Origin of the sequence: Saccharopolyspora elongata, from assembly GCF_004348985.1 — a bacterium.
GTDB lineage: Bacteria > Actinomycetota > Actinomycetes > Mycobacteriales > Pseudonocardiaceae > Saccharopolyspora > Saccharopolyspora elongata.
The window spans coordinates 1-24,988 of sequence record NZ_SMKW01000077.1 but is presented as its reverse complement, the minus strand read 5'-3'; the positions used below and the strand labels follow the sequence as shown (position 1 = coordinate 24,988).

At 71.0% G+C, this 24,988-nt stretch carries 21 protein-coding genes and 1 pseudogene; 15 read left to right on the top strand and 7 right to left on the bottom strand.

Annotation, left to right across the window (positions count from 1 at the left end; genetic code table 11):
• The first annotated feature begins 59 nt into the window (after window positions 1-59).
• The 6 genes from cmk (at window position 60) to E1288_RS37090 (ending at window position 5,624) form a co-directional block, all read left to right on the top strand.
• On the top strand, window positions 60-791 hold the full coding sequence (cmk, locus tag E1288_RS37115) for a (d)CMP kinase (RefSeq protein ID WP_132493365.1): 732 nt from the start codon (window positions 60-62) through the stop codon (window positions 789-791).
• The gene (locus E1288_RS37110) at window positions 788-1,462 is read left to right on the top strand and encodes a lysophospholipid acyltransferase family protein (protein ID WP_132493364.1); all 675 of its coding nucleotides are present in this window, start codon (window positions 788-790) and stop codon (window positions 1,460-1,462) included. The genes cmk and E1288_RS37110 overlap by 4 nt, the downstream gene beginning before the upstream one ends.
• Complete coding sequence (gene der / locus E1288_RS37105; RefSeq protein WP_132493363.1) at window positions 1,459-2,889, top strand: ribosome biogenesis GTPase Der; 1,431 nt, start codon at window positions 1,459-1,461, stop codon at window positions 2,887-2,889. The genes E1288_RS37110 and der overlap by 4 nt, the downstream gene beginning before the upstream one ends.
• 89 nt (window positions 2,890-2,978) lie before the next feature.
• Window positions 2,979-3,650, top strand: a complete 672-nt coding sequence (locus tag E1288_RS37100) for a response regulator (protein WP_132493381.1) — start codon at window positions 2,979-2,981, stop codon at window positions 3,648-3,650.
• On the top strand, window positions 3,647-4,735 hold the full coding sequence (locus E1288_RS37095; protein WP_132493362.1) for a sensor histidine kinase: 1,089 nt from the start codon (window positions 3,647-3,649) through the stop codon (window positions 4,733-4,735). The genes E1288_RS37100 and E1288_RS37095 overlap by 4 nt, the downstream gene beginning before the upstream one ends.
• Window positions 4,736-4,790: 55 nt before the next feature.
• Complete coding sequence (locus E1288_RS37090; protein WP_132493361.1) at window positions 4,791-5,624, top strand: aldo/keto reductase; 834 nt, start codon at window positions 4,791-4,793, stop codon at window positions 5,622-5,624.
• On the opposite strand, the gene E1288_RS37085 is transcribed toward E1288_RS37090, so the two are convergent.
• Entirely contained in the window at window positions 5,621-7,684 is a 2,064-nt protein-coding gene (locus E1288_RS37085) for a S9 family peptidase (RefSeq protein ID WP_132493360.1), read from the bottom strand. The genes E1288_RS37090 and E1288_RS37085 overlap by 4 nt on opposite strands.
• A gap of 199 nt (window positions 7,685-7,883) precedes the next feature.
• Between E1288_RS37085 and E1288_RS37080 the strand changes: the two genes are divergently transcribed.
• From E1288_RS37080 to E1288_RS50575, 3 genes and pseudogenes are all read left to right on the top strand, one after another.
• The gene (locus tag E1288_RS37080) at window positions 7,884-8,867 is read left to right on the top strand and encodes a glycosyltransferase family 2 protein (RefSeq protein ID WP_132493359.1); all 984 of its coding nucleotides are present in this window, start codon (window positions 7,884-7,886) and stop codon (window positions 8,865-8,867) included.
• Window positions 8,867-11,350 carry a GtrA family protein gene (locus tag E1288_RS37075; RefSeq protein ID WP_132493358.1) on the top strand — a complete coding sequence of 828 codons (2,484 nt, stop codon included), beginning with the start codon at window positions 8,867-8,869 and terminating at the stop codon, window positions 11,348-11,350. The genes E1288_RS37080 and E1288_RS37075 overlap by 1 nt, the downstream gene beginning before the upstream one ends.
• A pseudogene (locus E1288_RS50575) lies at window positions 11,347-12,006 on the top strand (PIG-L family deacetylase); the annotation flags it as partial. The gene E1288_RS37075 and the pseudogene E1288_RS50575, both read left to right, overlap by 4 nt.
• 291 nt (window positions 12,007-12,297) lie before the next feature.
• Here the strand turns inward: E1288_RS50575 and E1288_RS37065 are convergent.
• The 3 genes from E1288_RS37065 to E1288_RS37055 form a co-directional block, all read right to left on the bottom strand.
• Window positions 12,298-13,029, bottom strand: a complete 732-nt coding sequence (locus E1288_RS37065) for a hypothetical protein (RefSeq protein ID WP_132493357.1) — start codon at window positions 13,027-13,029, stop codon at window positions 12,298-12,300.
• Between the two features lie 45 nt (window positions 13,030-13,074).
• Complete coding sequence (locus E1288_RS37060; RefSeq protein ID WP_165968458.1) at window positions 13,075-14,439, bottom strand: MFS transporter; 1,365 nt, start codon at window positions 14,437-14,439, stop codon at window positions 13,075-13,077.
• Window positions 14,440-14,593: 154 nt separating this feature from the next.
• A complete protein-coding gene (locus tag E1288_RS37055) occupies window positions 14,594-15,382 on the bottom strand; it encodes a DeoR/GlpR family DNA-binding transcription regulator (RefSeq protein ID WP_093277007.1) in 789 nt (262 codons plus the stop codon).
• 132 nt (window positions 15,383-15,514) lie between these two features.
• Between E1288_RS37055 and E1288_RS37050 the strand changes: the two genes are divergently transcribed.
• The 6 genes from E1288_RS37050 to E1288_RS37025 are packed head-to-tail and all read left to right on the top strand — an operon-like array spanning window position 15,515 to window position 21,716.
• Window positions 15,515-16,213, top strand: coding sequence for an HAD family hydrolase (locus E1288_RS37050; protein ID WP_132493356.1), 699 nt, complete (start codon window positions 15,515-15,517; stop codon window positions 16,211-16,213).
• Window positions 16,214-16,261: 48 nt separating this feature from the next.
• Window positions 16,262-17,320 (top strand): 2-hydroxyacid dehydrogenase, encoded by a 1,059-nt coding sequence (locus E1288_RS37045; RefSeq protein ID WP_132493355.1) that lies wholly within the window; start codon window positions 16,262-16,264, stop codon window positions 17,318-17,320.
• Window positions 17,317-18,780 (top strand): FGGY-family carbohydrate kinase, encoded by a 1,464-nt coding sequence (locus E1288_RS37040; RefSeq protein WP_132493354.1) that lies wholly within the window; start codon window positions 17,317-17,319, stop codon window positions 18,778-18,780. Before E1288_RS37045 ends, E1288_RS37040 begins: the two co-directional genes overlap by 4 nt.
• A 30-nt stretch (window positions 18,781-18,810) precedes the next feature.
• On the top strand, window positions 18,811-20,574 hold the full coding sequence (locus tag E1288_RS37035; RefSeq protein WP_132493353.1) for a dihydroxyacetone kinase family protein: 1,764 nt from the start codon (window positions 18,811-18,813) through the stop codon (window positions 20,572-20,574).
• A complete protein-coding gene (locus E1288_RS37030; RefSeq protein WP_132493352.1) occupies window positions 20,571-21,062 on the top strand; it encodes a ribose-5-phosphate isomerase in 492 nt (163 codons plus the stop codon). The genes E1288_RS37035 and E1288_RS37030 overlap by 4 nt, the downstream gene beginning before the upstream one ends.
• Before the next feature lie 12 nt (window positions 21,063-21,074).
• Complete coding sequence (locus E1288_RS37025; protein WP_132493351.1) at window positions 21,075-21,716, top strand: class II aldolase/adducin family protein; 642 nt, start codon at window positions 21,075-21,077, stop codon at window positions 21,714-21,716.
• Between the two features lie 49 nt (window positions 21,717-21,765).
• Here E1288_RS37025 and E1288_RS37020 read toward each other — a convergent pair whose 3' ends face one another.
• From E1288_RS37020 to E1288_RS37010, 3 genes are read right to left on the bottom strand one after another with little or no spacing between them, the layout of a single operon-like run.
• On the bottom strand, window positions 21,766-22,689 hold the full coding sequence (locus tag E1288_RS37020; protein WP_132493350.1) for an RNA polymerase sigma-70 factor: 924 nt from the start codon (window positions 22,687-22,689) through the stop codon (window positions 21,766-21,768).
• A 29-nt stretch (window positions 22,690-22,718) separates the two neighbouring features.
• Window positions 22,719-23,192: a carboxymuconolactone decarboxylase family protein gene (locus tag E1288_RS37015; RefSeq protein WP_132493349.1), complete on the bottom strand. Its 474-nt coding sequence runs from the start codon at window positions 23,190-23,192 to the stop codon at window positions 22,719-22,721.
• 20 nt (window positions 23,193-23,212) lie between these two features.
• Window positions 23,213-24,754, bottom strand: a complete 1,542-nt coding sequence (locus E1288_RS37010) for an HNH endonuclease signature motif containing protein (RefSeq protein ID WP_235884074.1) — start codon at window positions 24,752-24,754, stop codon at window positions 23,213-23,215.
• Between the last annotated feature and the right edge of the window lie 234 nt (window positions 24,755-24,988).

Genomic DNA, 24,988 nt, shown 5'->3' with positions numbered 1-24,988 from the left:
GCAGAATGGACGGTTGGTCCGGCCGGTGCCGGGCCGATCGGTTCCGGCTCGGGAAGGACATGCACGTGGCACACGCCAGGCTCCGCGGTGTGGTGGCGCTCGACGGCCCTTCGGGCACCGGCAAGTCGACGGTGTCCCGGAAGTTGGCGTCCGCGTTGGGGGCGACCTACCTCGACACCGGCGCGATGTACCGGGCCGCGACGCTGGCCGTGCTGCGCGCGGAGGTCGAGCCGTCGGATTCGGCCGAGGTGGCGCGTGTGGTGCGGGCGGCGGCGCTGATCGTGGGCACCGACCCCGAGCGGCCGTCGGTGTCCCTGGACGGCGCGGACGTGGGGCAGGAGATCCGCGGCCCGGAGGTGACCGGCGCGGTGTCGGCGGTGTCGGCGGTCGCCGAGGTTCGCGAGCAGCTGGTCGCCCAGCAGCGGCGGCTGATCGGCGAGGCGTTGGAGTCGCCGGGCGGCATGGTCGTGGAGGGCCGGGACATCGGCACCGTGGTGGTACCGGATGCGGGCCTGAAGGTCTACCTGACGGCTTCCGCGCACGCCCGCGCGCAGCGCCGCACGGCGCAGGACGTGTCCGAGGGACGCGCTGGCGACCTGGACCGCACGCACGCCGACGTGCAGCGCCGGGACGCGCTGGATTCCGGGCGGAAGGTGGCGCCGCTGCGGAAGGCCGATGACGCGGTGGAGCTGGACACCACGGATCTGGGCGTGGTGGAGGTGCTCGAGCAGCTGCACAAGCACGTGGAGAGCCGCGGCCTGCTGGCCGGGGCGGAGCGGACGACACCATGAGCGACGAGACCCTGCCCGAGGGCGCGACCGGCGGCTTGCACCGGTTCGGCCAGTGGATTTCGCGGCGGATCGTGCGGTTGCCGTACCGGGTGCGGATCCATGGTGCGGAGCGGATTCCGCGCACCGGGCCGGTGGTGCTGGTGGCCAACCACAGTTCGATGGTGGACGGGCCGCTGCTGTTCGGAATGATCCCGCGCAACGCGGTGTTCCTGATCAAGCAGGAGATGTTCCGCGGGCCGCTGGGCTGGTTCCTGCGCCGCATCGGGCAGATCGGGGTGCGCCGCGGCGAACCCGACCGCACGCCGCTGCTGGCGGCGGTGCGGGTGCTGCGTGCCGGCGGGTTGGTCGGGGTGTTCCCGGAGGGCACCCGCGGCGACGGCGACGTGGCGAACGCGCAGCACGGGGCGGCGTGGTTGGCGCGGGCGTCGGAGGCGCAGGTCCTGCCGGTGGCCTGCCGGGGCACGCGTCGTCCGGAGGGCGCGGGCCGTAGGCTGCTACCCAGGATCGACGTGTTGTTCGGGGAGCCGATCACGCTGCCGGCGGGCAAGGGCCGCACCGGGCTGGTCGTGGCGACCGAGGCGGTGCGCACCGAACTGGTCGAGCTGATCGCCGAGTTGGATCGGCTGGTCGCGGACCAGGACAAAGACTATTCGAGAGGGAAACGAGCGTGACCGACGAGTCGGTGGAAGGCCTGGACGGCACGTGGTCCGACGAGGCCGAGTGGGCTGAGTTCGACGAGGTCGAAGCGCCCGAGGGCGAGGCGGCGCCGAAGCCGCAGCCGGTGCTGGCCGTGGTCGGCCGCCCGAACGTGGGCAAGTCGACGCTGGTGAACCGGCTGCTGGGCCGCCGGGAAGCCGTCGTGCAGGACGTCCCGGGCGTGACCCGGGACCGGGTGGCCTACGACGCGCTGTGGAACGGGCGCCGCTTCACGCTGGTCGACACCGGTGGGTGGGAGCCGGACGCCAAGGGCCTGCAGGCGTCGGTGGCGGCGCAGGCGGAGCTGGCCATGCACACCGCGGACGCGGTGCTGCTGGTGGTGGATGCCCGGGTCGGCGCGACCGAGACGGAAGAGGCCGTGGCCAGGGTGCTGCGCCGGTCCAAGCGGCCGGTGCTGCTGGCCGCGAACAAGGTCGACGACCAGCGCGGCGTCTCCGACGTGCATTCGCTGTGGTCGCTGGGGCTGGGCGAGCCGAGGCCGGTCAGCGCGCTGCACGGGAGCGGTTCCGGTGACCTGCTGGACGCCGTGCTGGACGCGTTCCCGGAGACGCCGCGCGAGATCTTCGGCGCGACGGGCGGGCCGCGGCGGGTCGCGTTGGTCGGCAAGCCGAACGTGGGCAAGTCGAGCCTGCTCAACAAGCTGACCGGGGAAGAGCGGTCGGTGGTGCACGACGTCGCGGGCACCACCGTGGACCCGGTGGACTCGCTGGTGGAGCTCGATGGCGAGGTGTGGCGGTTCGTCGACACGGCGGGGCTGCGCAAGCGCGTGAAGACCGCCAGCGGCACCGAGTACTACGCGTCGCTGCGCACCAAGGCGGCCATCGAGGCGGCCGAGGTGGCGATCATGCTCATCGATGCTTCGGAGCCGTTGAGCGAGCAGGACCTGCGGGTGCTCACCATGGTCGTGGAGGCCGGGCGGGCGCTGGTGATCGCCTACAACAAGTGGGACCTGGTCGACGAGGACCGCCGCCACCAGCTGGAGAAGGAGATCGACCGCGAGCTGGTGCGGGTGCGGTGGGCCGAGCGGGTCAACGTGTCGGCCAAGACCGGCCGGGCGGTGGCGAAGCTGGCGCCGACGCTGCGCACCGCGCTGGAGTCGTGGGACACGCGGATCCCGACCGGCCGGTTGAACGGCTGGCTTTCGGATCTGGTCGCGGCCAACCCGCCGCCGGTGCGCGGCGGTCGGCAGCCCAAGATCCTGTTCGCCACGCAGGCGCAGTCGCGGCCGCCGACGATCGTGCTGTTCACCACCGGGTTCCTGGAGGCCGGGTACCGGCGGTTCCTGGAGCGCAAGTTCCGCGAGACGTTCGGGTTCGTGGGCAGTCCGGTGCGGATCTCGGTGCGGGTGCGGGAGCGCAAGCCCAAGGGTGGTCGTCGTTGATCACCGTGCGCTCGGGTGGCGTGCGCGCTGCGTTGACGCTGTCCCGATAATCTGCTGGCGGCGCTCGGAACAGGGGAGGTGACCGAGTGGTGCGGGCTGAGGACGGCGGGGGGCCGATCCGCGTTGTGCTGGCCGATGACGAGGCCATGCTGCGGCGTGGCCTGCGGGTGTTGTTGGAGGCCGACGGCACGATCCGGGTGGTCGCCGAGGCGGGCAACGGTGATGAGCTGCTGGCGGCGGTGCGCGCGCACCGGGTGGACGTCGCGCTGATCGATGTTCAGATGCCCGGCAAGGACGGGTTGACGGCGTTGCGGACGTTGACGGCGTTGGCGGATGCGCCGGTGGCGGCGGTGTTGACGACTTTCGACCTGGACGACTACGTGGCCGATGCCCTGCGGTTCGGGGCGCGCGGGTTCCTGCTCAAGGACGCCGAGCCGGCGATGCTGGTTCGGGCGGTGCACGACCTGGCGGCGGGCGGGGCGGTGCTGGATCCGCGGATCACGGCGCGGCTGTTGCCGAGGTTCCGCAGCGCGACCGACAACGTGCACGAGATGCAGCTGGTGCGGGGGTTGTCCGGGCGGGAGCGGCAGGTGCTCCAGCTGTTGGCCGATGGCCGGTCGAACGCCGACATCGGGGTTCGGCTCGGGCTGACCGAGGCGACGGTGAAGAGCTACGTGTCGACGGTGTTGAGCAAGCTAGGTGCGCAGAACCGGGTGCAGGCAGCGTTGATCGCGCAGCGGGTGGCGGGCGACTTCCGGTGAGTTCGGGGCGCTGGCTGCGGCTGGGGGCCGAGGCTTTGGCCGTCGGGATTCCGGCGGCTGCGGTGCTGGCCGCGCCGGATCCGTTCGGGTACGCGGTGGTGTCCGGGTTGGTGGCCGCCGCGTTGTTGCCGTTGCGGCTGTGGTTGCCGTGGGTCTCGGTGTTGTTGTGCATGCCCGCGTTGGCCGGTGGCTTGGGTTGGCCGGCGACGGTTGTGGCTCTGTACGCGTTGGGGCGTGCACGGCCGCGGGTGTCGACGCTGGTCGCGGGGGTTCTGCTGGCTGCGGTGGTCGCGGTGACCCCGGTGCTGATCACGCAGTCGCTCGGGGCGGGTTCGATCGTCCTGACCTTTGCTTTCGTGCTGGCGGCCGCTGGTGCGCCGACCGCGTTGGGGATGTTGGTGTCGCTGCGGCAGCAGCTGGCCGACAGCCTGCGGCGGCTGGAGGCGGCTACTGCGGCGGAGCTGCGGGCGAAGGATGAGACGGCGCGAGCTGAGGAGCGGGCCCGGATCGCGCGGGAGATCCACGACGCGGTCGGGCATCACGTCACCCTGATCGCGGTGGAGTCGGCCGCGTTGGCGTCGACTACCGGTGATCCCGCCGCGCAGGAGACCGCGGGCCGGTTGCGCGGGTTGGCGAAGCAGGCACTGGACGAGATGCGCGCGACGCTGGGGCTGGGCACGGCGGGGCAGCAGGTCGGGTTGGACAAGATCCCGGACCTGGTGGGGCGGACGCGCGCCGCCGGTGTGGACGTGGAGCTGTCTTCCCAGCTCAGCGAGCCGCACGGGGTGCCGGCGGCGGTGGAGCGGGCCGCGTACCGGGTGGTTCAGGAGGCGCTGACGAATGCGTCCAAGCACGCGCCGGGCGCCGGGATCAAGGTGAGCCTGTTGTGCCGCGGGGGTTCGTTGCACATCGCCGTCAGCAACGGTGCTCCTGATCGTGCGCTACCGGCCGTCGAGGCCGGTAGCAGCGGGTCCGGGCTGGCGGGTTTGTCGGAGCGGGTGCAGATGGCGGGTGGGCGGCTGGACGCCGGGCCGTCCGCGGACGGCGGCTTCGAGCTGGTGGCCGTGCTGCCGCAGCAGCGCTGATCCGTATTCTTGGCCGCACGCCCGGCTTTGATCCACCACCTGGAACGGAGTGTGCATGCGAGGCCTACGACTGCCCGGCGGGCAGGAGCTGCCGGTGCTGGGGCAGGGCACCTGGGGCATGGGCGAGCGGCGCGCGCAGCGCGCGGCGGAGGTGGCTGCGCTGCGGCACGGCCTGGACCTCGGCCTGGGGCTGATCGACACCGCCGAGATGTACGGCAGCGGCGGCGCCGAGGAGGTCGTCGGTGCCGCGATCGCGGGGCGCCGCGACGAGGTTTTCCTGGTCAGCAAGGTGTATCCGCACAACGCGGGGCGTCGCGACGCCGTCGCCGCGTGCGAGCGCAGCCTGCGGCGGCTGGGCACCGATCACCTGGATCTGTACCTGCTGCACTGGCGCGGCAGCACGCCGTTGGCGGAGACGTTGGACGCGTTCGAGCAGCTGCGTGCCGACGGCAAGGTCCGGCATTTCGGGGTGAGCAATTTCGGTCCCGGGGACATGTCGGAGCTGTTCGAGAGCGAACTGGGCCGGCGGTCCGCCACGAACCAGGTGCTCTACAACCTCACCCGGCGCGGCATCGAGCTCGACTTGCTGCCGTGGTGCCGGGAGCAGGGGTTGCCGGTGATGGCGTACTCGCCGATCGAGCAGGGGCGGCTGCTGGGCGAGCCGGCGTTGCGGCGGGTCGCCGAGCGGCATTCGGTGACTCCGGCGCAGGTCGCGATCGCCTGGGTGCTGGCGCAGGACGGCGTGTGCGCGATCCCGAAGGCGGCCACCGTGGCGCACGTGGAGCAGAACCGGGCGGCGCTGGACATCGAGTTGTCGGCGGCCGATCTCGCCGAGCTCGACGCGGGCTTCCCAGCGCCGCCGCATCCGGTTCCGCTGGAAATCCTCTAGCGCGCCAGCGATCTGCGCAGGAAGTCCACCTGGAGCAGCAGCAGGTTCTCGCTGGTGGTCTCATCGGTGGGCATGTGGCTGACGCCCGCCAGCGGTAGCACGTTGTGCGGGCGGGCCGACGCGGTCAACGCGGCCGAGAGCCGGAGTGCGTGGGCCAGGATGACGTTGTCGTCCACGGTGCCGTGCACGATCAGCATCGGGCGTTCGAGGTTGCCCGCGTCGGCCAGCAGCGAGTTCTCCACGTACGCCTTGGGAACCTCGTTGGGGTCGCCCAGGTAGCGCTCGGTGTAGTGGGTGTCGTACAGCCGCCAGTCGACGACTCCGGCACCCACCACGGCGGCGTGGAAGACGTCCGGGCGGCGCAGCACGGCCAGCGCGGCGAGGTAGCCGCCGAAGGACCAGCCGCGGATGGCGACCCGGTCGAGGTCGAGCTCGGGGTGCTGCGCGGCGGCCGCGTGCAGGGCGTCGACCTGGTCCTGCAGGGTCGGGCCGGCGAGGTCGCCGGCGATCGCGCGGTCCCAGTCGGGGCCGCGGCCGGCCATGCCGCGGCCGTCGGTGACCAGCACCGCGAAGCCCTGGTCGGCGAACCACTGCGAGGTCAGGTAGCCCTGGCGGCGGGCGAGCACGCGCTGCGCGTGCGGGCCGCCGTAGGGGTCGAGCAGGACCGGCAGGGGGCCGTCGGCCGGGTCGTAGCCGGTGGGCAGCAGCAGGGCGCTGCACAGCTCGCGGTCGCCGAGCCGGAGGAGCGTGACGTTGAGGTCGACGGCGGGGTCTTCGGCCAGGTTCTCGATCTCGGCGATCTCGCGCCCGTCGAGGTGCACCCGCACCCGGGTGCGAGGTTCGTCCATTGTGGACGTGGCGACGACGAGCACGTCGCCGCAACGAGTTCCGGTGTGGACGCCGGGCTGCTCGGTGATCCGCTCGGCGCCGTCGGCGGTGACGCGGTAGAGGTGCACCTGGGTCGGGTCCTGCTCCGAGGCGGAGATCAGGACATCGTCGTCGCCGACGTCGAGGATGCCCCGCACCTGCAGGGGCGCGGCGGTCCACGGCTGGTCGCCGACCACCAGGCGGTACGCGCCGTCGCCCGCGCTGATGCGCACCAGCCGGCCGTCCGGGGTCCAGGCAGGCCAGCCGGGCTTGATGTCCACCCAGTGCGGGTCGGTGTCGCGGTGCACCTCGGTGGTTTGCCCGGTGGCCTGGTCGACGGCCAGCACGAGCTGGGTGCGCTGGTCGCGGGTCTGCACCGCGATCAGCGGGGCACCGTGCCCGGACCAGTGCGCGGTGACGAGGTACGGGAAGGCCTGGCGGTCCCATTTGACGTCCACCCGGTTGCCGTCGAGGTCGAGGACGGCCAGCGACACGTCGGCGTTGGCGGTGCCGGCCGCCGGGTAGCGCATGGCGCTCGGCTCGCTCAGCGGGGCGGACGGGTCGCCGAGGTACAGGTGCTGGACCGGGGATTCGTCGACGCGGGCCGCCAGCAGCCGCGAACCGTCGGGCGACCACCAGTAGCCGCGGTGGCGGTCCATCTCCTCGGCGGCGATGAACTCCGCGGCGCCCCAGGTGATGTCGGCGCCGTCGGGTTCGGCCAGCGCGCGGTCGCCGGAACCGTCCACATCGATCACCCGCAGCTGGCCGCCGGAGAGGTAGGCGATGCGGCGCCCGTCGCGGTCGGGCCGGGGATCGGCGACCGGCTGGCGGGCGGGCAGCTCGCGGGCGTCGCCGGTCGCGACGTCGACGACGAACAGCCGGCCGGAGATGGTGAAGGCGGCCAGGTTCCCGTCGCCATCGGTGGCGTAGCCGGTGATGCCCAGGGCGCGTTCGCGCGCTCGTTCGCGGCGGGCCTGCTCTTCGGGCGAGACCTCGTCGGCCACCCGCAGCGCGGCCGGGTCGGCGAGCATCCGCTCCCGGCCGGTTCTGGTGTCCAGCGCCCAGAGGGCGTTGCTGCGTTCGGTGCCGCCTGCGGATCGCAGGAAGAGCACGGTGGCACCGGCGGTGAAGTTCCGCGGCGCGCCGAGGGTGAAGCCCTGGGTGCGGGCGCTGCGGCGGGGAAACGAGGCCATGCGGCCAGCCTGCCATTTCCGGCGCGTGATTGCGCGATCGGGTGGCCATGTGGCGAAAAGCCGCCCCGGGCGGATTATTCGCCGGTGTGTCGGGAGGGGGTGCCGCGCGCCCCGGACCCTACGGTCGGCGCCGATTCGTTTGGCCCACAGCGGCTTCCCGGTTCCTGCGGGAGTCGATCGACCTGGGATGAGACCTGCCATGTACCTCTCGATGGTGGTGCCGTGCTTCAACGAGGAGCACGGCCTGCAACGGTTGCACGACGCGCTGGTCGCGGCGCTGTCCGGGCGCGTCCGGGATTACGAGGTGATCCTGGTCGACGACGGCAGCACCGACCGGACGCTGCGCGAAGCGCGCCGGCTGGCGGCGCTGAACCCGCGCTTCCGCTACGTGTCGCTGAGCCGCAACTTCGGGAAGGAAGCGGCGATGCTGTGCGGTTTGCGGCATGCGCGGGGCGGCCGGGTGGCGCTGCTGGACGCCGATCTGCAGCATCCGCCGAGGCTGCTGCGGCGGATGCTGGCGCTGCTGGACTCCGGCTACGACCAGGTCGTCGCCCGCCGCGGCCGCGACGGCGAGAGCCGCGTCCGGTCGGCACTGTCCAAGATGTACTACTGGGCGTGCCGACGGCTCGTGGACGTGCGATTGCAGGACGGCGTTGGGGATTTCCGGGTGCTGTCGCGGCGGGCCGTGGACGCGGTGTTGTCGTTGCCGGAGTACCACCGGTTCTCCAAGGGGTTGTTCGCCTGGATCGGTTTCGACACGGCGTACGTGTCGTTCCGGAACGTGCCGCGGGGCGGTGGCGGTTCGAGGTGGACCTTCGGCGCGCTGGTGAACTACGGCATCGACGGGCTGACCTCGTTCAACAGCAGGCCGCTTCGGCTGTCGATCTACCTGGGCGTGCTGGTGGCGCTGCTGGCCGGCGGTTACGTGCTCTTCGTCGTGGTGAACACCATTGTGGACGGTGTGCACGTGCCCGGTTACGCGACGTTGCTCGCCGGTGTGCTGGGGTTGGGCGGGTTGCAGCTGCTGTTCCTCGGGGTGCTCGGGGAGTACCTGGGCAAGAGCTACTTCGAGGCCAAGCGGCGGCCGCACTACCTCGTCAAGGAGTCGAGCCCGGAATTCCACCCGCAGGCGCGTGCGCACCGGTTGCGCCCGGCCGCCGATCTGGCGTTGCAGGGGGAGTGATGTGGCGCGTGGCAAGCAGATCGGAGTTCGCGCGGTTCGCGCTCGTCGGCGGCGTGAACACGGCCGTGCACTGCACCGCCTACCTGGCGTTGTTGCTGCTGGTTCCGTACCTGGTGGCGCACCTGGTCGCGACGGCGGTGGCGACGCTGTGCTCGTACCTGCTCAACTGCCGGTTCACCTTCGGGGTGGTGCCGAACCGGCGGAGCCTGCTGCTGTTCCCGCTGTCCAACCTGACCGTGATCGGGTTGAGCACGGCCGTCGTCGTGGTTTTGGTGGGGGTGTTCGGCGTCGATTCGAGGTTCGCCCCGGTCGCGGCGGGCCTGGTCGTGGTGCCCGTGACGTTCCTGCTGAGCAGGGCGGCGCTCACCGGCCGACCGCGTCGCCGCGAACGGCGCGTCGACTGGCGGGGCGCGGTCGGTGTCGGGGCGGCCGTCGCGGTGCTGGGCCAGGTCCCGGTGCTGGTGAACCCGTCGTTCTACTTCTGGGACGACAGCGCGGCGCAGTTCCTCCCGATGTGGCACCGGCTGGGCGAGCGGCTGATCGCCGGGGACTGGCCGCTGGGGCTGGACGTCGATTCGTGGATGGGCGGGAACCTGGCCGCCGAGGCGCTGTTCGGGATCTGGAATCCGGTGCACCTGCTGGATTTCCTGCTGGTGGTGTGGATCGGCGATCTCGCGGTCGGCGCGGCGGTGGTGAAGACGCAGTTCCTCGTCACGCTCGGCGTCGGAACGTTCCTGCTCTGCCGCGGTTACGGGGCGACGCGCGGGATCGCGTCGGTGCTCGCGGTGGCGCTGCCGGTGTCCGGGTTCGTGCTGTACTTCCAGGCCGCGACCTGGGCGGGCGGGCTCATGGGCTTCGCGTGGCTGCCGTGGGCGTGGTGGGCGTTGCGGCGGCGGAGGCCTGCTTTCGGGGCGTGGCTGCTGTGCTACCTGTGCGTCTCCGCCGGTGATCCCTACGGTGTGCTGGCGCTGGGCGTGATCTTCGCCGGGCTGCTGGCCGAAACCGGCTGCGACCGGCCGCGCGTCCGGCGGTTGGTGCTGGTGGGGGTGGCGGTCGCCGCGAGCCTGCCGCTGGTGTTCTTCCCGGTGCTGGCGGCATCGGCGGTGGGGTGGCGATCCGGGCACGAGCTGTTCAACATCGGCCGGCTGGTGCCGGGCATCGGTGATCTGCTGACCGCGAGCATGCCCTCGTTCGTGCCGCAGATCCTGTCCTTCGGCACCTTCCGGATGTCGGTACCCGCCACCTACTTCGCGTGGTTCGCCGTCCCGCTGCTGGCCTGGCTGGACTGGCGGTCCGCCGGAGCGCTGTGGCGCCGCTGCCGGTGCGCGGTGGTGGTGGCGGGCTGCTACTTCCTGCTGTGCCTGGGGCCGTCCAACGTGTGGCTGTTCCGGTGGCCGCTGCGGCACGTTGCGGTGCTGCACCTGGCGTTGGCGGTGTTGCTCGCCGTGGCGCTGTCGCGGGGTTTGCGCACCGACCACTTCAAGGTGCGGATGGCGTGTTCCGCGGGATCTGTCCTGCTGGGCGGCTATCTCGCGTTCGCGGCGTGGCCCGCGCTGGCACCGAAGCACCTCGTGTCGCTGGGCGTGATCGTCCTGCTGCTCGCCGTCTTGGTGCACCGCAAGCGGTTGGTCGCCGCGGTGCTGCACCTCGGCACGGTCTGCGCGCTTGCGCTGCAAATGGCCTGGTTCCCGGCCAACCGGGATGTCGCCGTCTACAACTTCCCGACCTCCGTCGCCGAACTCCGGTCACGCTCCGCGGAATTCCGCGGCGGCACGCTGGTGCAGATCGCCGACCGAGACCTGATCCCGCCCGACGACGTCGCTTCCCGGAGCGCGTGGCGGCACCTGCTGTTCGGCAACATGCACGCGGCTGCCGGGGTCGCGAGCCTTGTGTCCTACACCGGAATCGGCCACGACGCGCTGCACCGCCGGCTCTGCCTGAGCTACTACGGGGCCACCTGCCCGCAGGCCTACGACCGGTTGTGGGGCGGGCTGGCCGACCGGCTCAAGGCGACCCACGTCGTGGTGCAGCGCCGCCTCCGCGAGGTGACCGAAGCGCCGGCGGGCTGGCGGATCGCCCGGCGGAACAGCGATGTCGTTGTGCTGGAACGAGAATCGGCCCTGCCTTGGCCGCGCGGGCGGTTGAGCGCCAGCCGCGGCGTGGAGGTCCTCGACGACCTGCGGCACGGGCAGCGCAGCGAGACCGTGCGGTTCGGTCGCACCGGTGACCGGGCGGAGCTGGTCTTCGCGCGCTTGGCTTGGCCCGGGTATGAGGCCACAGTGGACGGACGACGCGTGCCGGTCGAGGGCACCGAAGCGGGTTTGCTCGTCGTGCGCCTGCCGCCCGGCCTGCCCGGCGGCACGCTCGCGCTGTCCTGGAGTCCACCCGGATTCGCCCTGCACCTCCTGCTGGCGTGCGCGGGAGCGCTGCTCGCGATGGTGCTGACCGTCGTCCCGCTGAGCGCGAGGAGGCAACCGCGATGAGAGGACTTGCCGTCGCGATCGCGGTGCTGCTGATCGCCCTGCTCGTCGATCCCGCCGCTGCCGCGCAGGCGCGTTCCCACCTGCAGGTCGTGGCGCACCCCGACGACGACATCCTGTTCATGAACCCGGACCTGGCCATCTCGATCCGCTCCGGCGCGACCGTGACGACGGTGTTCCTGACGGCGGGGGAGAGCGACGTGCGGCCCGCCGCGCGGTACGCCGCGCAGCGGCAGGCCGGGGCTCGGGCGGCGTTCGCGGCGATGGCCGGAGTTCCCGACACCTGGGACCATGCCGGGCTGGCGCTGCCCGGCGGCCGTCAGGCCGAGGTGCAGACCTTGCGCGATCGGCCTCGGGTGCGGCTGGTGTTCCTGAACCTGCCCGACGACAACGATCCGCACGCCACGGGAGGAAAGCACGCGCTGACCCGGCTCTGGCACGACTCGACGGCCGGGGTAGAGACGCTGCGGCCGGAGGGTTCGGTGCTGGCGGGAACCAGCGTCCACGACCGCGCCTCGGTGCTCGATGCGCTGGCCCGGCTCCACCGGCGGTTCGGTCCCGGGATCGTGCGGACTCACGACCCCGAGCCGGACGTCCGATATCAGCCGCAATGGGGAGTCCACCACGATCACCCGGATCACGTGATGACCGCGCGATTCGCCGAGCTAGCGATGCGATCCGCCGGTTCGGCGCACCTGGTCCACTACCGCGACTACAACATCGCGGATGCGCCGCCGAACCTGCCCGTGGAGATCGTCGACGACAAGCGCGCGATCTTCGCGCGCTACGCGGAGCACGACGCCGAGGTGAGCATGGCGGAGCCCTATGCGACGTGGCTGCGAAGCATGCGGCATCGCTGGCCCTGGAGCGCGAACTGGGCCACGACCGGCCGGGACGGCGGGCTCTCGTACGCCTACGTCCGAGGTGGAATTCTCTTCGAAGGCAACGAATCAGGGGAGTCCGCTGTGGACACTTCGGGGTTCGTGCCGCGCGAGGGGTCGGTGGGGTTCGCTGATCCGGGCACGCTCGTGATCCAGGACCGCACTGGCAAGATCCTGCTCCGCAACGGGACGAACCGCTGGCTGGACCTCGGCGCCCCGTCGGCCGGGCCACCGGCGGCCGTCACGACACCGGAGGGCAGGACGCTGGTCGCGGTCCGCAACGCGCGCGGCGGCGTGAGCACGCGGTTCGCCGATCAGCCGGCCTGGACCGACCTCGGCGGCACCGGCGTCGTCGACACCGTTTCGGTGCTGCTGACCGGAACCGGGGAGGTGCACGTCTTCGCCACCGCGCGAGCCGGGCTGCTGCACTGGCGGCTCGACGGCTCCGGCGGCCGGCTCGTCGCGCCGCCGGAAGCGCACCGCGCGGCCGGATCCGTTGCCGTCGCGCGAGGCCGCCAGTCGTTCGCGGCGTTCCGAGAGGTCGCGACCGGGCGGCTGGTCGTGCTCGGCGAACACGCGGGATGGTCGCCGGTCGCCTCGATCGACGCCGCCGCCACGTCCGATCCCGCGCTCGCCGTGCTGGACGGAGACATCCCGATCGTCGCGGCCCGCGACGCCGAAGGCCGGATCGCGGTGCTCGGCACCACCACGACCGTCCTCCCCGGCCGGATCGCCGGACCGTTCGCGTTCACACCGGGCGGTCGTCACCTGGTCGCGCTCGGCGACGACGGCCGAATGCACGTGAGCCCGCGTCCTCGGGACGCGGGCTCACGACGACGGCGGACCTTACGCGGAGGACCGGGCCGTCGCGACGTGCTGCGCAGCTCGCTGCGCCAGCTTCTGCTCACCGGGGTCGCAGCCGTCCTTGACCTTCAGGCTCAGGAACGCCACCAGGATGTAGAGCACGCTGAACGCGATGGCCACCCCGCCGCCGCCGACCAGCGGGAACAGGATCGTGACCACGACCGGGCCGACGAACGCCGCGCCACCGGCGCCGAAGTTCAGGATCGCCAGGGCCGAACCCTTGTCCTTGGGCGAGACCATCGACGGCATCAGCGCCGACAGCGGGACGAACCCGGCCAGCAGGATGCCGTAGACGACGCCGAAGGTGGCGGTCACCGCGAAGCTCTGGGTGGACACGGCGGTGAAGTACCACAACGGGGTCGCGATGGCGCAGCCCACGCAGCCGAACCAGGTGATCGTGCGGCGCCAGCCGAAGCGGTCGCCGAACACGCCGAAGAACAGGTTCGCGGCGATGTTCGCGCCGTAGCTGATCGACGCGAGCGTGGCCAGCTGCGGAGCGGTGAGGAAGCCACCGCCCGGCGTGGCCGGGCCGAGCACGAACGGGAACATCGCGAAGAAGCCGTACTGCGGCGCGGTGTTGACGATGCGGATCAGGCCACCGGCCAGGGTGCGGCGGTCGCGCCAGAGGATGTCCACGCCCTCGCCCAGCCGCTTGAGGCTGCGCGGGTTGGCGACCGTCTCGTCGGCGATCGGCTTGAGACCGTGCTCCTCGCGGACCGCGAAGCTACCGATGAGCACACCGATCAGGACCACCACCAGCGACAGCACCAGCGTGCCGTGCTGGCTCAGACCGAACACACCGATGGAGACCGCGGCGACCGCCGCGCCCAGGGTCGGCAGACCACCGGTGAAGGCGAACCAGAACCACCCGGCGACTGAACCGCGCATCTTGGTGGGGCTGGCGATCTGCGCCCACACCAGGAACGCGAACGCGAACAGCGGGTAGGCGAAGCCGCGGATGCCGTAGGTGGCGACGATGAACGTCGGGTTCTGCGAGGGCAGCGCCACGAACAGGAACAGGGCCTCGAACACGACCCACCAGGCGCCACCGAGCCACATGACCCGGCGCGGGCCCCAGATGGAGGAGAGCGTCCCGGAGAACCACGCGGCGATCATGGCCGCGACGCCGTAGAGGGTGACCGTGGCGAACGCCGCGGTAGCGCCGGGCAGTCCGCCGCCCTCGGGTTGCTGCAGGTAGTCCGACAGGAAGGTGGTCTCCACGCCGTCGCCGATCATGAAGATCAGCACGGCGATGAAGCCCCAGAAGAGCTGCCTGGGGATACCGATGCGGTCGAGTCTGCTGGCCGGCCGCAACGACTCGGCATCCGCAGAGGTCTGTTGGGACATCACTGTCTCCAAGGATCGGAACTTCCCGGTGGTGCGCGGCTAGGACGCGCCCCCGGTCAACGGGTGCTGGCTATCATGCACCTTGTTCAGTTTAACGCGCAAGACGTTAATTCATTTGCAATCTTTGTGAAGATCAACAGCGTCGCTGGTCCGCTCATTCCACCGGCGACAGCCGGACGTCGGTCTCCTCGCGCATCTCCTCGACCAGCGCCGCGTCCAGTTCGCCCGCCAGCAGCACGTGGTCGAAGGCGCGCACCGGCGCGAACTGGTGCAGCGCCGAGCGGGCCACCTTGCTGGCGTCCATCATCAGCACCTTGGTCGTCGCGCTGGCCAGCATCGCCCGCTTGACCAGCACGATCTCCTGCTCCTGGTGGTAGGTCAGCCGCGCGTTCATCGCCGAGGTGGACAGGAACACGATGTCCACGGAGAAGGTGCTGATCATCTCCTGGCAGGGCAGGCCCAGGTAGGAGTCGTGGGTGCGGGAGTACTCGCCGCCCAGACCGATCAGCCGGATGTCCGGCACGTCGCGCAGCGCCTCCTGGACCTGGCGGTAGTTGCTGACCACGGTCAGCGGGCCGACCTCGGGCAGCAGCCTGGCCAGCGCGAGCGCGGTGGTCGAGTCGTCCAGCATCACCGACATGCCGGGCGTGATGAACTGCAGCGCGTCCTTGGCCAGCGCTTCCTTCTCGACGGTGTGGGTGTGCAGCCGGAAGTCCGAGCTGCTCTCGAACACCGTGGACGGCTGGGCGGAGACGCCGCCGTGGTACTTGCGCAGCAGGCCCCGGGTGACCAGGTCGTCGAGGTCGCGGTGCACCGTCATCAGGCTGACGCCGGTCAGCTCGGACAGCTCCGCGGCGCTGGCGAACCCCTGCCCGACCACGTGGTCGATGATCTTCTGCTGCCGCAGGAGCCGGGCGGACTGCTTCTTCGGTGCGGACGACATGCGGCCATCTTGCCCCGTGGTGCGGAGAACGTGTCGCCGGACATCGCGGACTCGCAGAAGTATCACTCTGAGGGTGACACTTAACGTCAATCATGTTAATTTGACGGTGTCAGTGTTTGGCGGGAGGTAAAGATGACCCAGCCCGAAGGGCCGAACGGCACCCACCGCGCGGTCGTGTTCGACATGGACGGCGTCCTGGTCGAGAGCGAGCACCTGTGGGAGCGGATGTGGGCGAAGTTCGCCGCCGCTCGCGGCAAGACCTGGACGGTGGAGCAGACCCGGCAGGTCCAGGGCATGAGCGCCCCCGAGTGGTCGGCCTTCCTGGCCGACTTCAGCGCGGCCCCCGAGTCCGCGGTGGAGACCGAGCGCATCGTCGTCGACGACATGATCGCCGCGCTCGACGGCGGTGAGATCGAGCTGCTGACCGGCGCCGAGAAGATGGTCACCGAGGTCGCCGCACGCGCCCCGATCGCGCTCGCCTCGTCCGCGCCGCGCCGGCTCATCGACGCGGTCCTGGACCGCCACGGCCTGATCAAGCACTTCACGGCGACGGTCTCCAGCGCCGAGGTGCCCAAGGGCAAGCCCAGCCCCGACGTGTACCTCTCCGCCGCGGAGAAGCTCGGCCAGGACTCGCGACACTGCCTGGCGGTCGAGGACTCCAGCAACGGGTTGCGCGCCGCGGCCGCAGCGGGGATGACTGTGGTGGCCATTCCCAACTCCGACTACCCGCCGGCCGAAGACGCCCTGGCCGGGGCCAGCTACATCGCCACCGACCTGGACGACGTCCGGGCGCGCCTGGTGAGCGCACTGCCCGAACCGGTCGGCAGCTGACGACCGCGGCAGCCGAGCTCACCGAAAGCAAGAGACAAAGGAGTCCTCATGACCAGCGTTCTGGCCGCAGGTGACCACTTCGTCGCTCCCGAGGTGTTCGTCGACGCCCTGCGCAACAGCGCCGGCGCGCACGACCTGCAGTTCAGCACCCTGAAGCTGCCGTGGCCCATCGAGCCGTTCGGCCCGGTCGGCAACGTCCACGAGGCCAGCGGCACCGAGCAGCAGCTGCTCGACGCGCTCGGCGGCGTGGAGATCGTCGCCACCCAGATGGCGCCGTTCACCGCGGACGTGCTGGCCAACAGCCCGCAGCTGAAGTTCGTCGGCGTCTGCCGCGGCGGCCCGGTGAACGTGGACCTGCAGGCCGCCACCGACAACGGCGTGATCGTCAGCTACGCGCCCGGCCGCAACGCCGCCGCGGCCGCCGAGTTCGCGGTCGGCCTGACCCTCGCCGCGCTGCGCCGCATCCCCGGCTCCGACGCCGAGCTCAAGGCGGGCAACTGGCGCGGTGACTACTACGCCTACGAGAACGCCGGCATCGAGCTGGAAGGCTCCACCGTCGGCCTCGTCGGCTACGGCGCGATCGGCAAGATCGTGGCCCGGGTGCTGAAGGCCTTCGGCGCGCACGTGCTGGTGTCCGACCCGTTCGTCAAGGTCGAGGACGCAGCCAACGACGGCGTCGAGCTCGTCGAGCTGGAGGCGCTGCTGCGGCGCAGCTCCGTGGTCAGCCTGCACGCGCGGCTCACCCCGGAGACCAAGAACCTGCTCAACGCCGACAACCTCAAGCTGCTGCCGGAAGGCGCGGTGCTGATCAACTCCGCGCGCGGCGGGCTGCTCGACTACGAGCCGCTGCCGGAGCTGCTGAAGTCCGGCCGCCTCGGCGCCCTGGCGGTGGACGTCTACGACATCGAACCGCCGCCGCGCGACTGGCCGCTGTTCGACGCGCCGAACGTCATCACCACGCCGCACCTGGCCGGGGCGACCCGCCAGACCGCGCACCGCGCCGCCGAGATCGTCGCCGGCGAGGTGGCCAGCTTCCTGGGCGGAGAGCGGCCGCGCTTCGTCGCCAACCCGGACGTGCTGGCCAAGTTCGAAGGCCTGCGGCCATGATCGTCGGGGTCGACGTCGGCACGTCGGTGACCAAGGCGTCGCTGCTCAACCGCGACGGCACGGCGCTGGTCACGCACAGCAAGCGCAGCACGCTGCACCGGCAGTCCGGCGGCCGGGTCGAGCAGGACCTCGAAGAGGTCATCGGCTCGGTCGTCCAGGTGGTGCGCGAGGTGGCCGCCGCGGCCGAGCAGGTCGGCGAGCCGATCGAGGCGCTGGCCATCACCGGCCAGGGCGACGGGCTGTGGCTGCGCGATCATCAGGGGCAGCAGGTCGGCCCGGCCATCTCGTGGCTGGATGCCCGCGCCGCGGACGTGCTGGACCGCTGGGAATCCTCCGGCGTGCAGCGGAAGGTGTACGGGCTGACCGGGTCGGGAATGTTCCCCGGCTCGGCCGGTCCGCTGCTGGCGCACCTGGCCGAACACGCCCCGGAGCGGCTGGAGCGCGCCGCGGTCGCCGGCTACTGCGTGGACGCGATCGTGCAGCGCTTCACCGGCGAGATCACGGTGGACGCCTCCGACGCGTCGTTGCCGTTCCTGGACGTGCCGAACCGCAGCTACTCGCAGGAAGCGCTGCAGGCCTGCGGCATCGAGGAGCACCGGCGGCTGCTGGCCGAACCGGCCCCGCCGAACAAGCTGTTCGCGCTGGACGGCAAGAGCGCCAAGGACCTGGGGCTGCCCGCCGGGCTGCCGGTGTCGGCGGGCCCGTTCGACCTGCCCGCCTGCGCGTTCGGCTCCGGCGTCAGCAACGTCGGCGACGGCAGCCTGGTGATCGGCACGACGCTGGGCTGCCAGGTGCTGCGCGACGAGGTCGTCATCGACCCGGACGGCGAGGTCGCGGGCATGTGGCTGGCGACGCCGCTGCCGGACCGGTACCTGCGGGTGATGCCCGCGATGGTCGGCACCGCCAACCTGGACTGGGTGCTGAGCATGGTCGGCGCCGGCGTGGACCAGCTGGAAACGTTGCTGGGCAACAGCAAACCCGGTGCCGGCGGCGTGTCGGCGCTGTCGTTCCTGTCCAGCTCCGGCGAACGCGCCCCGTTCGTCGAGCCGCACGCCCGCGGCCAGTTCACCGGGCTGTCGCTGGAAACCACGCAGTCCGACCTGGTGCGCGCGATGTGCGAGGCGGTGGCCTACGCGGCGCGGCACAACCTGGAGACCGCGGGCCTGACCGGCGAGGTCTCGGCGTGCGGTGGCGGCGCGCGATCGGCGGCGTGGAGCCAGATCTTCGCCGACGTGCTGGGCCGGCCGTTGCACGTGCCCTACGAGGAAGGTGTCGGCGCGCGCGGCGCGGCGATGACCGCGTGGGACTCGCTGGGCGAGCCGGTGGACCGGGCCAAGTGGGCCGCGGCGCGGCGCACCGTGGTGCCGCACCCGAACGCCGTGCAGTTCTACGAGCGCGGCTACCGCGAGTACCTGGAATCGATCGACCGCGCCCGCCCGCTGTGGGGCGCGACCTCCTGACCTGCAAGACATGGCGCTGAGGAGCAGCAGATGACGCGCTTGTACGACGATCCCGCGTCGTTCACCGAGGACATGGTGACCGGTTTCGTGGCGGCGCACCCCGATTACGTCCGGCAGGTGCCGGGCGGTGTGGTGCGGGCGAAACGCGCGCGGCAGGGCAAGGTCGCCGTGGTCACCGGCGGCGGCTCCGGGCACTACCCGGCGTTCTGCGGGGTGGTCGGCCCGGGCTTCGCCGACGGCTCGGTCATCGGCAACATCTTCACCTCGCCGTCGGCCGACGACGCCTACTCGGTGGGCCGAGCGGTCGACCGCGGTGCCGGGGTGGTGTTCTCGTTCGGCAACTACGCCGGCGACAACATGAACTTCGGGCTGGCGGTGGAACGCCTGGAACGCGACGGGATCCGCGCGCACAACGTGGTGGTGACCGACGACGTGGCCAGCGCCCCGGCGGCGGAGCAGACCAAGCGCCGCGGCGTGGTCGGCGACTTCGTGGTGTTCAAGGTCGCCTCGGCGGCTGCCGAGGAGGGCTACTCCTTCGACGAGGTGGTGCGGGTCGCCGAGCACGCGAACGCGCGCACCCGCAGCCTCGGCGTGGCCTTCGACGGCTGCACGCTGCCGGGCCAGGACCAGCCGCTGTTCGAGGTGCCCGAGGGCCGGATGGGGCTCGGGCTCGGCATCCACGGCGAGCCCGGCGTTTCCGAGCGCGACCTGCCTTCGGCGTCGGAGCTGGCGAAGATCCTCGTCGACGGCCTGCTCGCGGAGGCACCGAAGACCGGTGCGGCGAAGCCGCGGGTGACGGCGATCCTCAACGGGCTCGGCGCCACCAAGTACGAGGAACTGTTCGTGGTGTGGGGCACCGTGTCCCGGCTGCTGGCCGAGGCGGGCGTGGAGGTCGTCGCGCCTGAGGTGGGCGAGCTGGTGACCAGCCTGGACATGGCCGGTTGCTCGCTGACCCTGACCTGGCTGGACCCGGAGCTGGAGCGGCTGTGGCAGGCGCCGGCCGACACCCCCGCCTACCGCAAGGGGAACGTCGTCCTCGCCGAAGCAGAAGAGTCCGATGTGGACGAAGAGCTGCCGGCGGCACCGGAGAAGGTGACGGTGGTGGCTCCGCCGGAGGGCCAGGCGACGGCGGCGGTCGTGGTGAAGGCCCTGCACGAGGTGGCGGATCTGCTGCACGACAAGGAAGAAGAGTTCGGCCGCCTCGACGCGATCGCAGGCGACGGCGACCACGGCCGCGGCATGACGCGCGGCAGCGCGGCAGCGGTAGCGGCCGCGGACGAGGCCGTGGCGCAGGGCGTCGGCCCGGCCGCGGTGCTGGTCGCGGCGGGCGACGCGTGGGCGGCGAAGGCCGGTGGCACGTCGGGCGTGCTGTGGGGCGCGGCGCTGCGGTCGTTCGGCGACCTGCTGCCGGATCACCGCGCGGCCATGGCCAACGACCTGACCGCGGGCGCCTCGGCGGCTCTCGCGGCAGTGCAGCGCCTGGGCCGGGCGGAGCTCGGCGACAAGACGCTGGTCGACGCGCTGGTGCCGTTCGTGGACGAGCTGCGCGCAGCCGTCGAAGCGGGTGCGACCGGCACCGAGGCCTGGCAGCAGGCCGCGAAGGCGGCGACGAAGGCCGCCGAGAGCACCGCGGAGCTTCGGCCCCGCACCGGGCGCGCGAGGCCGCTGGCCGAGCGCAGCGTAGGAACCCCGGACCCGGGCGCTACGTCGCTGGCGCTCGCGCTCACCCGGATCGGGACGGTACTCGCCGGCGGTGCTGGGCTCGCCGGGAACGGGAAGGATGGCGAGAAGTGACTGAGCAGGCGCCGCTGCGCATCGTGGTCGGCTCCGACGACGCGGGGCTGCAGTACAAGGAAGCGCTGAAGAAGGACCTGGAGAACGATCCCCGGGTGGCCGGCGTGGTGGACGTGGGCGTCGGCTCGGACGAGCACACCGCGTATCCGCACGTGGCGGTCAACGCGGCACGGCTGGTCGCCGAGGGCGAAGCGGACCGGGCGCTGCTGGTGTGCGGCACCGGCCTCGGCGTGGCGATCAGCGCGAACAAGGTGCCGGGCATCCGGGCCGTCACCGCGCACGACAGCTACTCGGTGGAGCGGTCGGTGCTCAGCAACAATGCCCAGGTGCTGTGCTTCGGTCAGCGCGTGGTCGGCTTGGAGCTGGCCCGGAAGCTGGCGTCGGAGTGGCTGGAGCACCGGTTCGACGAGTCTTCGCCGTCGGCGGAGAAGGTCGCCGCGATCAAGGGCTACGAGTCGGCGTCGGAATCTTCCGGCGCCACCTGCTGAACGAGGGATGAAGTGAGCAGTTCGCGATTGGCCGAGCAACGGCGCGAGGTCATCGAGATCGCCCGGCGGATGACGTCGGACCGGCTGGTGGTCGGCACGTCCGGGAACGTGTCGGTCCGCAGCGGCGATCTGGTGGCGGTGACACCGTCCGGCGTCGACTACGACAGGTTGACGGTGGCAGACATCCCGCTGGTAGACCTCACCGGCGAGGTGGTGGAGGGCGACCTCAAGCCGACGTCGGAACTGCCGATGCACCTCACCGCCTACCAGCGGCACGACGCCGGGGCAGTGGTGCACACGCATTCGCTGAACGCGACGGCGTTGTCGTTGCTGCGCAACGACGTGCCGGCGGTGCACTACCAGCTCGCGGACTTCGGCGGCACCGTGCAGGTGGCGGAGTACGCCACCTTCGGCAGCGACCAGCTGGCGGAGACGATGTCCAAGGCGCTGGAAGGACGCGCCGGGTGCATCCTCCGGAACCACGGAACGATCACCATCGGGGCAAGCCTGTCGCAGGCCTACAACCGGGCGCGGCAGCTGGAGTGGCTGTGCGAACTCTGGCTGACCGCGAGCCGAGCGGGCGAACCGAGCCTGCTCAGCGACGCGGAACTCGCGCGCTGCGCGGAACTGTTCGCAGGCTACGGCCAGAAATAGCACGGAGCTCGATGTCGCGGGCCGCGCACCGGCGCGTCCCGCGACATCGTCATTTCCGGCCCCGACGGACCTGCTTCACCTCGCGGTCGACGGCCCAGGCGTCGCCGACCGGCCCGATGTGGCCGAGCTCGTCGGGATTGATCACGCCCCGAATGGCCTGGATCTGCCCGTCGAGCACATCGAGGACCATGGTGTACAGGATCTTGCCGTCCCGGTCGCGGAAGATGGCGCCGGGCTGGCCGTTGACCTCGCGCGGCTCGAACATCACGTCGACCCGGATCAGCCAAGGGAAGAAGGTGCCCAGCACCCGGGCCACGTTCTCGGCGCCGACGACGCTCCGGGCCAGCTGCGGGGCCTTCCCGCCGCCGTCCCCGACCAAATGCACGTCGGCAGCAAGCAGGCTCTGCAGCGCGCCCACATCGCCGTCCTTCAACGCGTCGAAGAACCGCGTCGCCAACTCCTGCCGCTCCTGCCGATCGGCTGCGAACCGTGGCCGCCCGGCCTCCATATGACGTCGCGCCCGCACCAGCAGCTGCCGGCATGCCGGCTCCGAGCGCCCCACCGCCGCAGCGATGTCGTCGAACCCGAAGGCGAACACGTCACGGAGCACGAACACCGCCCGCTCCAGCGGGCTGAGCCGCTCCAACAGCAGCAGCGCCGCCATCGACACCGAGTCGGCCAGCTCCGCCGCCCGGCCCGGATCCTGGTAAGGATCGCTGAGCAACGGCTCGGGAAACCACGGGCCGACGTACTCCTCGCGCCGCACCCGCGCGGAACGCAGCACGTCGATCGCTATCCGCGTCACCGTGGTGGACAGGAAGGCCTTGGTCGACGTGGGCAGGGTCGAGGAGCCGTCGAAGCGCAGCCACGTCTCCTGCACCGCGTCCTCGGCCTCACCGACACTGCTCAGAATCCGATAGGCGATCGAGAACAGCAGCGGCCGCAGCTCTTCGAACTCCTCGACCTTGCTCACGCCGACTCTCCTCCCGTTGACGCTGACGTTCAGTGGAACTGCCCGGGTACGTAGTCGCCGGCCGGTTGCTGGGTGATGATGTTCAGCCGGTTCACCATGTTCATGAAGGAAACCATGATCACCAGGGCGGTGAGCTGCTCCTCGTCGTAGTGCTCGGCGGCGCGCGCCCACACGTCGTCGCTGACGCCGGTGGCCGCATCCGCGACCCGGGTGCCCTCCTCCGCCAGCTCCAGAGCGGCACGCTCGGCCTCGGTGAAGACCGTGGCCTCCCGCCACGCCGCGACCAGGTTCAGCCGCACCGAGGTCTCACCGGCAACGGCGGCATCCTTCGTGTGCATGTCGATGCAGGCGGCGCAGCCGTTGATCTGGCTCACGCGCAGCGCCACCAGCTCCTTCGTCGCGGCGGGCAGCGGAGCTTCCTTGAGAGCCTTGCCCGCCGACATGATGTACTTGCTGGCCTTGGCGGCGGTCGTGCTGGCGAGGTAGTTCAGTCGCGCGTCCATGGTGTGCTCCTCCGTGGTCGTCAGTGGCTACACCTCCCGAGACGAGGTGACTCGACTCCCTGTGACATCGCCGAATGTGACCTGCGTCTCCTCGTTTTTGGCACGTGCACTTCCGAGGCCCAGGCCCGTCCAGCCGACACCTGGTTCCGCGCTGCACATGGAGCGGCCGCAGGCCGAATAACTCCGACAAACGGGCAGCTCCATATCCGGGCGTCATGATTCGCCCGCCGGGCCCCGTGGTGGGGGATGAGTTCCCGGAGGTGTTCGCGGTGCCGGGCGGGCAGTGCTGTGCCGCCTGGTCTGGGTGTTCGTCTGGGGTCCACTGTGGGCGGTGGGATGAATTCGGGTCGCCCGTCGTGCATGGTGATGTCCCAGCGCTGGTTGTGGAGTGTGCGGTGGTGGTGTGCGCAGAGCATGACCATGTTGTTGAGGTCTGTGGCACCGCCGTCGACCCAGTGCTCGACGTGGTGCGCTTCCGGAGTCCCTGGCGGGCGGTCGCACCCGGGGAAGGCGCACACGCCATCACGCCGAAGCAACGCGGCTCGAATGTGAGTGGGCGCGGTGCGTTTCGTCCTGCCGACGTCCAGTGGGAGGCTGTCGCCGTCGAGGACGATGGGCAGGATTTCGGCGTCGCAGGCGATACGGCGTGCGTTGTGGGCGGTGATGGCGCGTTCGGTGTTCAGCGTGCCGGGCATGCCGTCCTCGCCGATGACCTCCAAGCCCCGCTTGAGGTCGTCGAAGTCGATGGCGATGGTCATCTGCGGTCGTTGCCCGCCGGTACGAGGCATCCCGTCGTGGTCCAGCGCCAAATCCAGCAATGCCGCGAACCCATCGGCGTTGCGCTGCCCCGCAGTGCGGGGATCTTTCTCTCCATCGATCTCGGGCCGGGGCGCGGCCAGTGGTTGCATGAGCGCGGCGAACTTCGCCCCGGTCTCGCGGTCCAGCTTCGCCTTGATGACGGTCATGCCATCCCGGGTGGTGCCGTAGTGGAGCTCGCGTTCTTCGTGCTGGGCTTCCTCGTCGCGGTAGGCGCCGTCCTGATCCAGGAGGTAGCGGATGCGTTCGGCGAGTTTCTCCAGTTCTCTCGGCGACATTGTCCGCGCATACCCGGCAAGGGTTGATTCGACGTCGGTGGCCTGGTGGCAGCGGGCGTAGTCGGGCAAACGGCGGATGCCGTTGACGATGACGCGCGCGTGGTCCAGTCCGATCGCGCCCTCGGCCAGGGCGGCGGCGGTGTCGGGGAGGTCGGGAGGCATCGTCTCGCCGTACAGGCTCCGCCAGTCTTCAACATTGCGGGCGACTGTTACGCGGGTTTTCGCGTCGCGCGGGTCGATGTTGAGCAGTCCCTGCAGCCAGACCTGGAGCGATCGGGCGGTGGTTTCGGTGTGGATGGCTCGGTGGTCGGCTTCGGCGATGTATTGCAGCTGTTCCCACATCAGCACCCGCATCTCGGTTTCTAGCTCTTGGATACGGGCCGCGAGTTCAGCATCGGTGCATGACACCGCTGACTGTGCGGGCATGGCCTGCACAGTCGTGTCGTGGGTGTTCAGTAGCGGTGTCATGCCTCAATTGTCCCGCACTCGAACACGCGTTCGCACTGTTTTTATGGTCGCTTGATCAGGTGAAACACCCCGCCGAAGGCGAAAACTGAGTCGTGCCAGGGGAAAGGGGGGGTGTCAGGTGGGTTGTGTACAAGATCCGATAGTTGATGGAGTACGCAGATGACCACGACTGATCCGCAGCAGCAGGAAGGGAATCCGTTCGGGGCGGCCGGGCAGCCGCGGTCGGCTCGGGAC

Excerpts from the sequence above, each read along its gene's own strand:
- cmk (WP_132493365.1), top strand. The coding sequence starts at position 60 with ATGCACGTGGCACACGCCAGGCTCCGCGGTGTGGTGGCGCTCGACGGC.
- E1288_RS37110 (WP_132493364.1), top strand. The coding sequence starts at position 788 with ATGAGCGACGAGACCCTGCCCGAGGGCGCGACCGGCGGCTTGCACCGG.
- E1288_RS37090 (WP_132493361.1), top strand. The coding sequence starts at position 4,791 with ATGCGAGGCCTACGACTGCCCGGCGGGCAGGAGCTGCCGGTGCTGGGG.
- E1288_RS37085 (WP_132493360.1), bottom strand. The coding sequence starts at position 7,684 with ATGGCCTCGTTTCCCCGCCGCAGCGCCCGCACCCAGGGCTTCACCCTC.
- E1288_RS37080 (WP_132493359.1), top strand. The coding sequence starts at position 7,884 with ATGTACCTCTCGATGGTGGTGCCGTGCTTCAACGAGGAGCACGGCCTG.
- E1288_RS37075 (WP_132493358.1), top strand. The coding sequence starts at position 8,867 with ATGTGGCGCGTGGCAAGCAGATCGGAGTTCGCGCGGTTCGCGCTCGTC.
- E1288_RS37060 (WP_165968458.1), bottom strand. The coding sequence starts at position 14,439 with ATGTCCCAACAGACCTCTGCGGATGCCGAGTCGTTGCGGCCGGCCAGC.
- E1288_RS37055 (WP_093277007.1), bottom strand. The coding sequence starts at position 15,382 with ATGTCGTCCGCACCGAAGAAGCAGTCCGCCCGGCTCCTGCGGCAGCAG.
- E1288_RS37050 (WP_132493356.1), top strand. The coding sequence starts at position 15,515 with ATGACCCAGCCCGAAGGGCCGAACGGCACCCACCGCGCGGTCGTGTTC.
- E1288_RS37045 (WP_132493355.1), top strand. The coding sequence starts at position 16,262 with ATGACCAGCGTTCTGGCCGCAGGTGACCACTTCGTCGCTCCCGAGGTG.
- E1288_RS37040 (WP_132493354.1), top strand. The coding sequence starts at position 17,317 with ATGATCGTCGGGGTCGACGTCGGCACGTCGGTGACCAAGGCGTCGCTG.
- E1288_RS37035 (WP_132493353.1), top strand. The coding sequence starts at position 18,811 with ATGACGCGCTTGTACGACGATCCCGCGTCGTTCACCGAGGACATGGTG.
- E1288_RS37015 (WP_132493349.1), bottom strand. The coding sequence starts at position 23,192 with ATGGACGCGCGACTGAACTACCTCGCCAGCACGACCGCCGCCAAGGCC.
- E1288_RS37010 (WP_235884074.1), bottom strand. The coding sequence starts at position 24,754 with ATGACACCGCTACTGAACACCCACGACACGACTGTGCAGGCCATGCCC.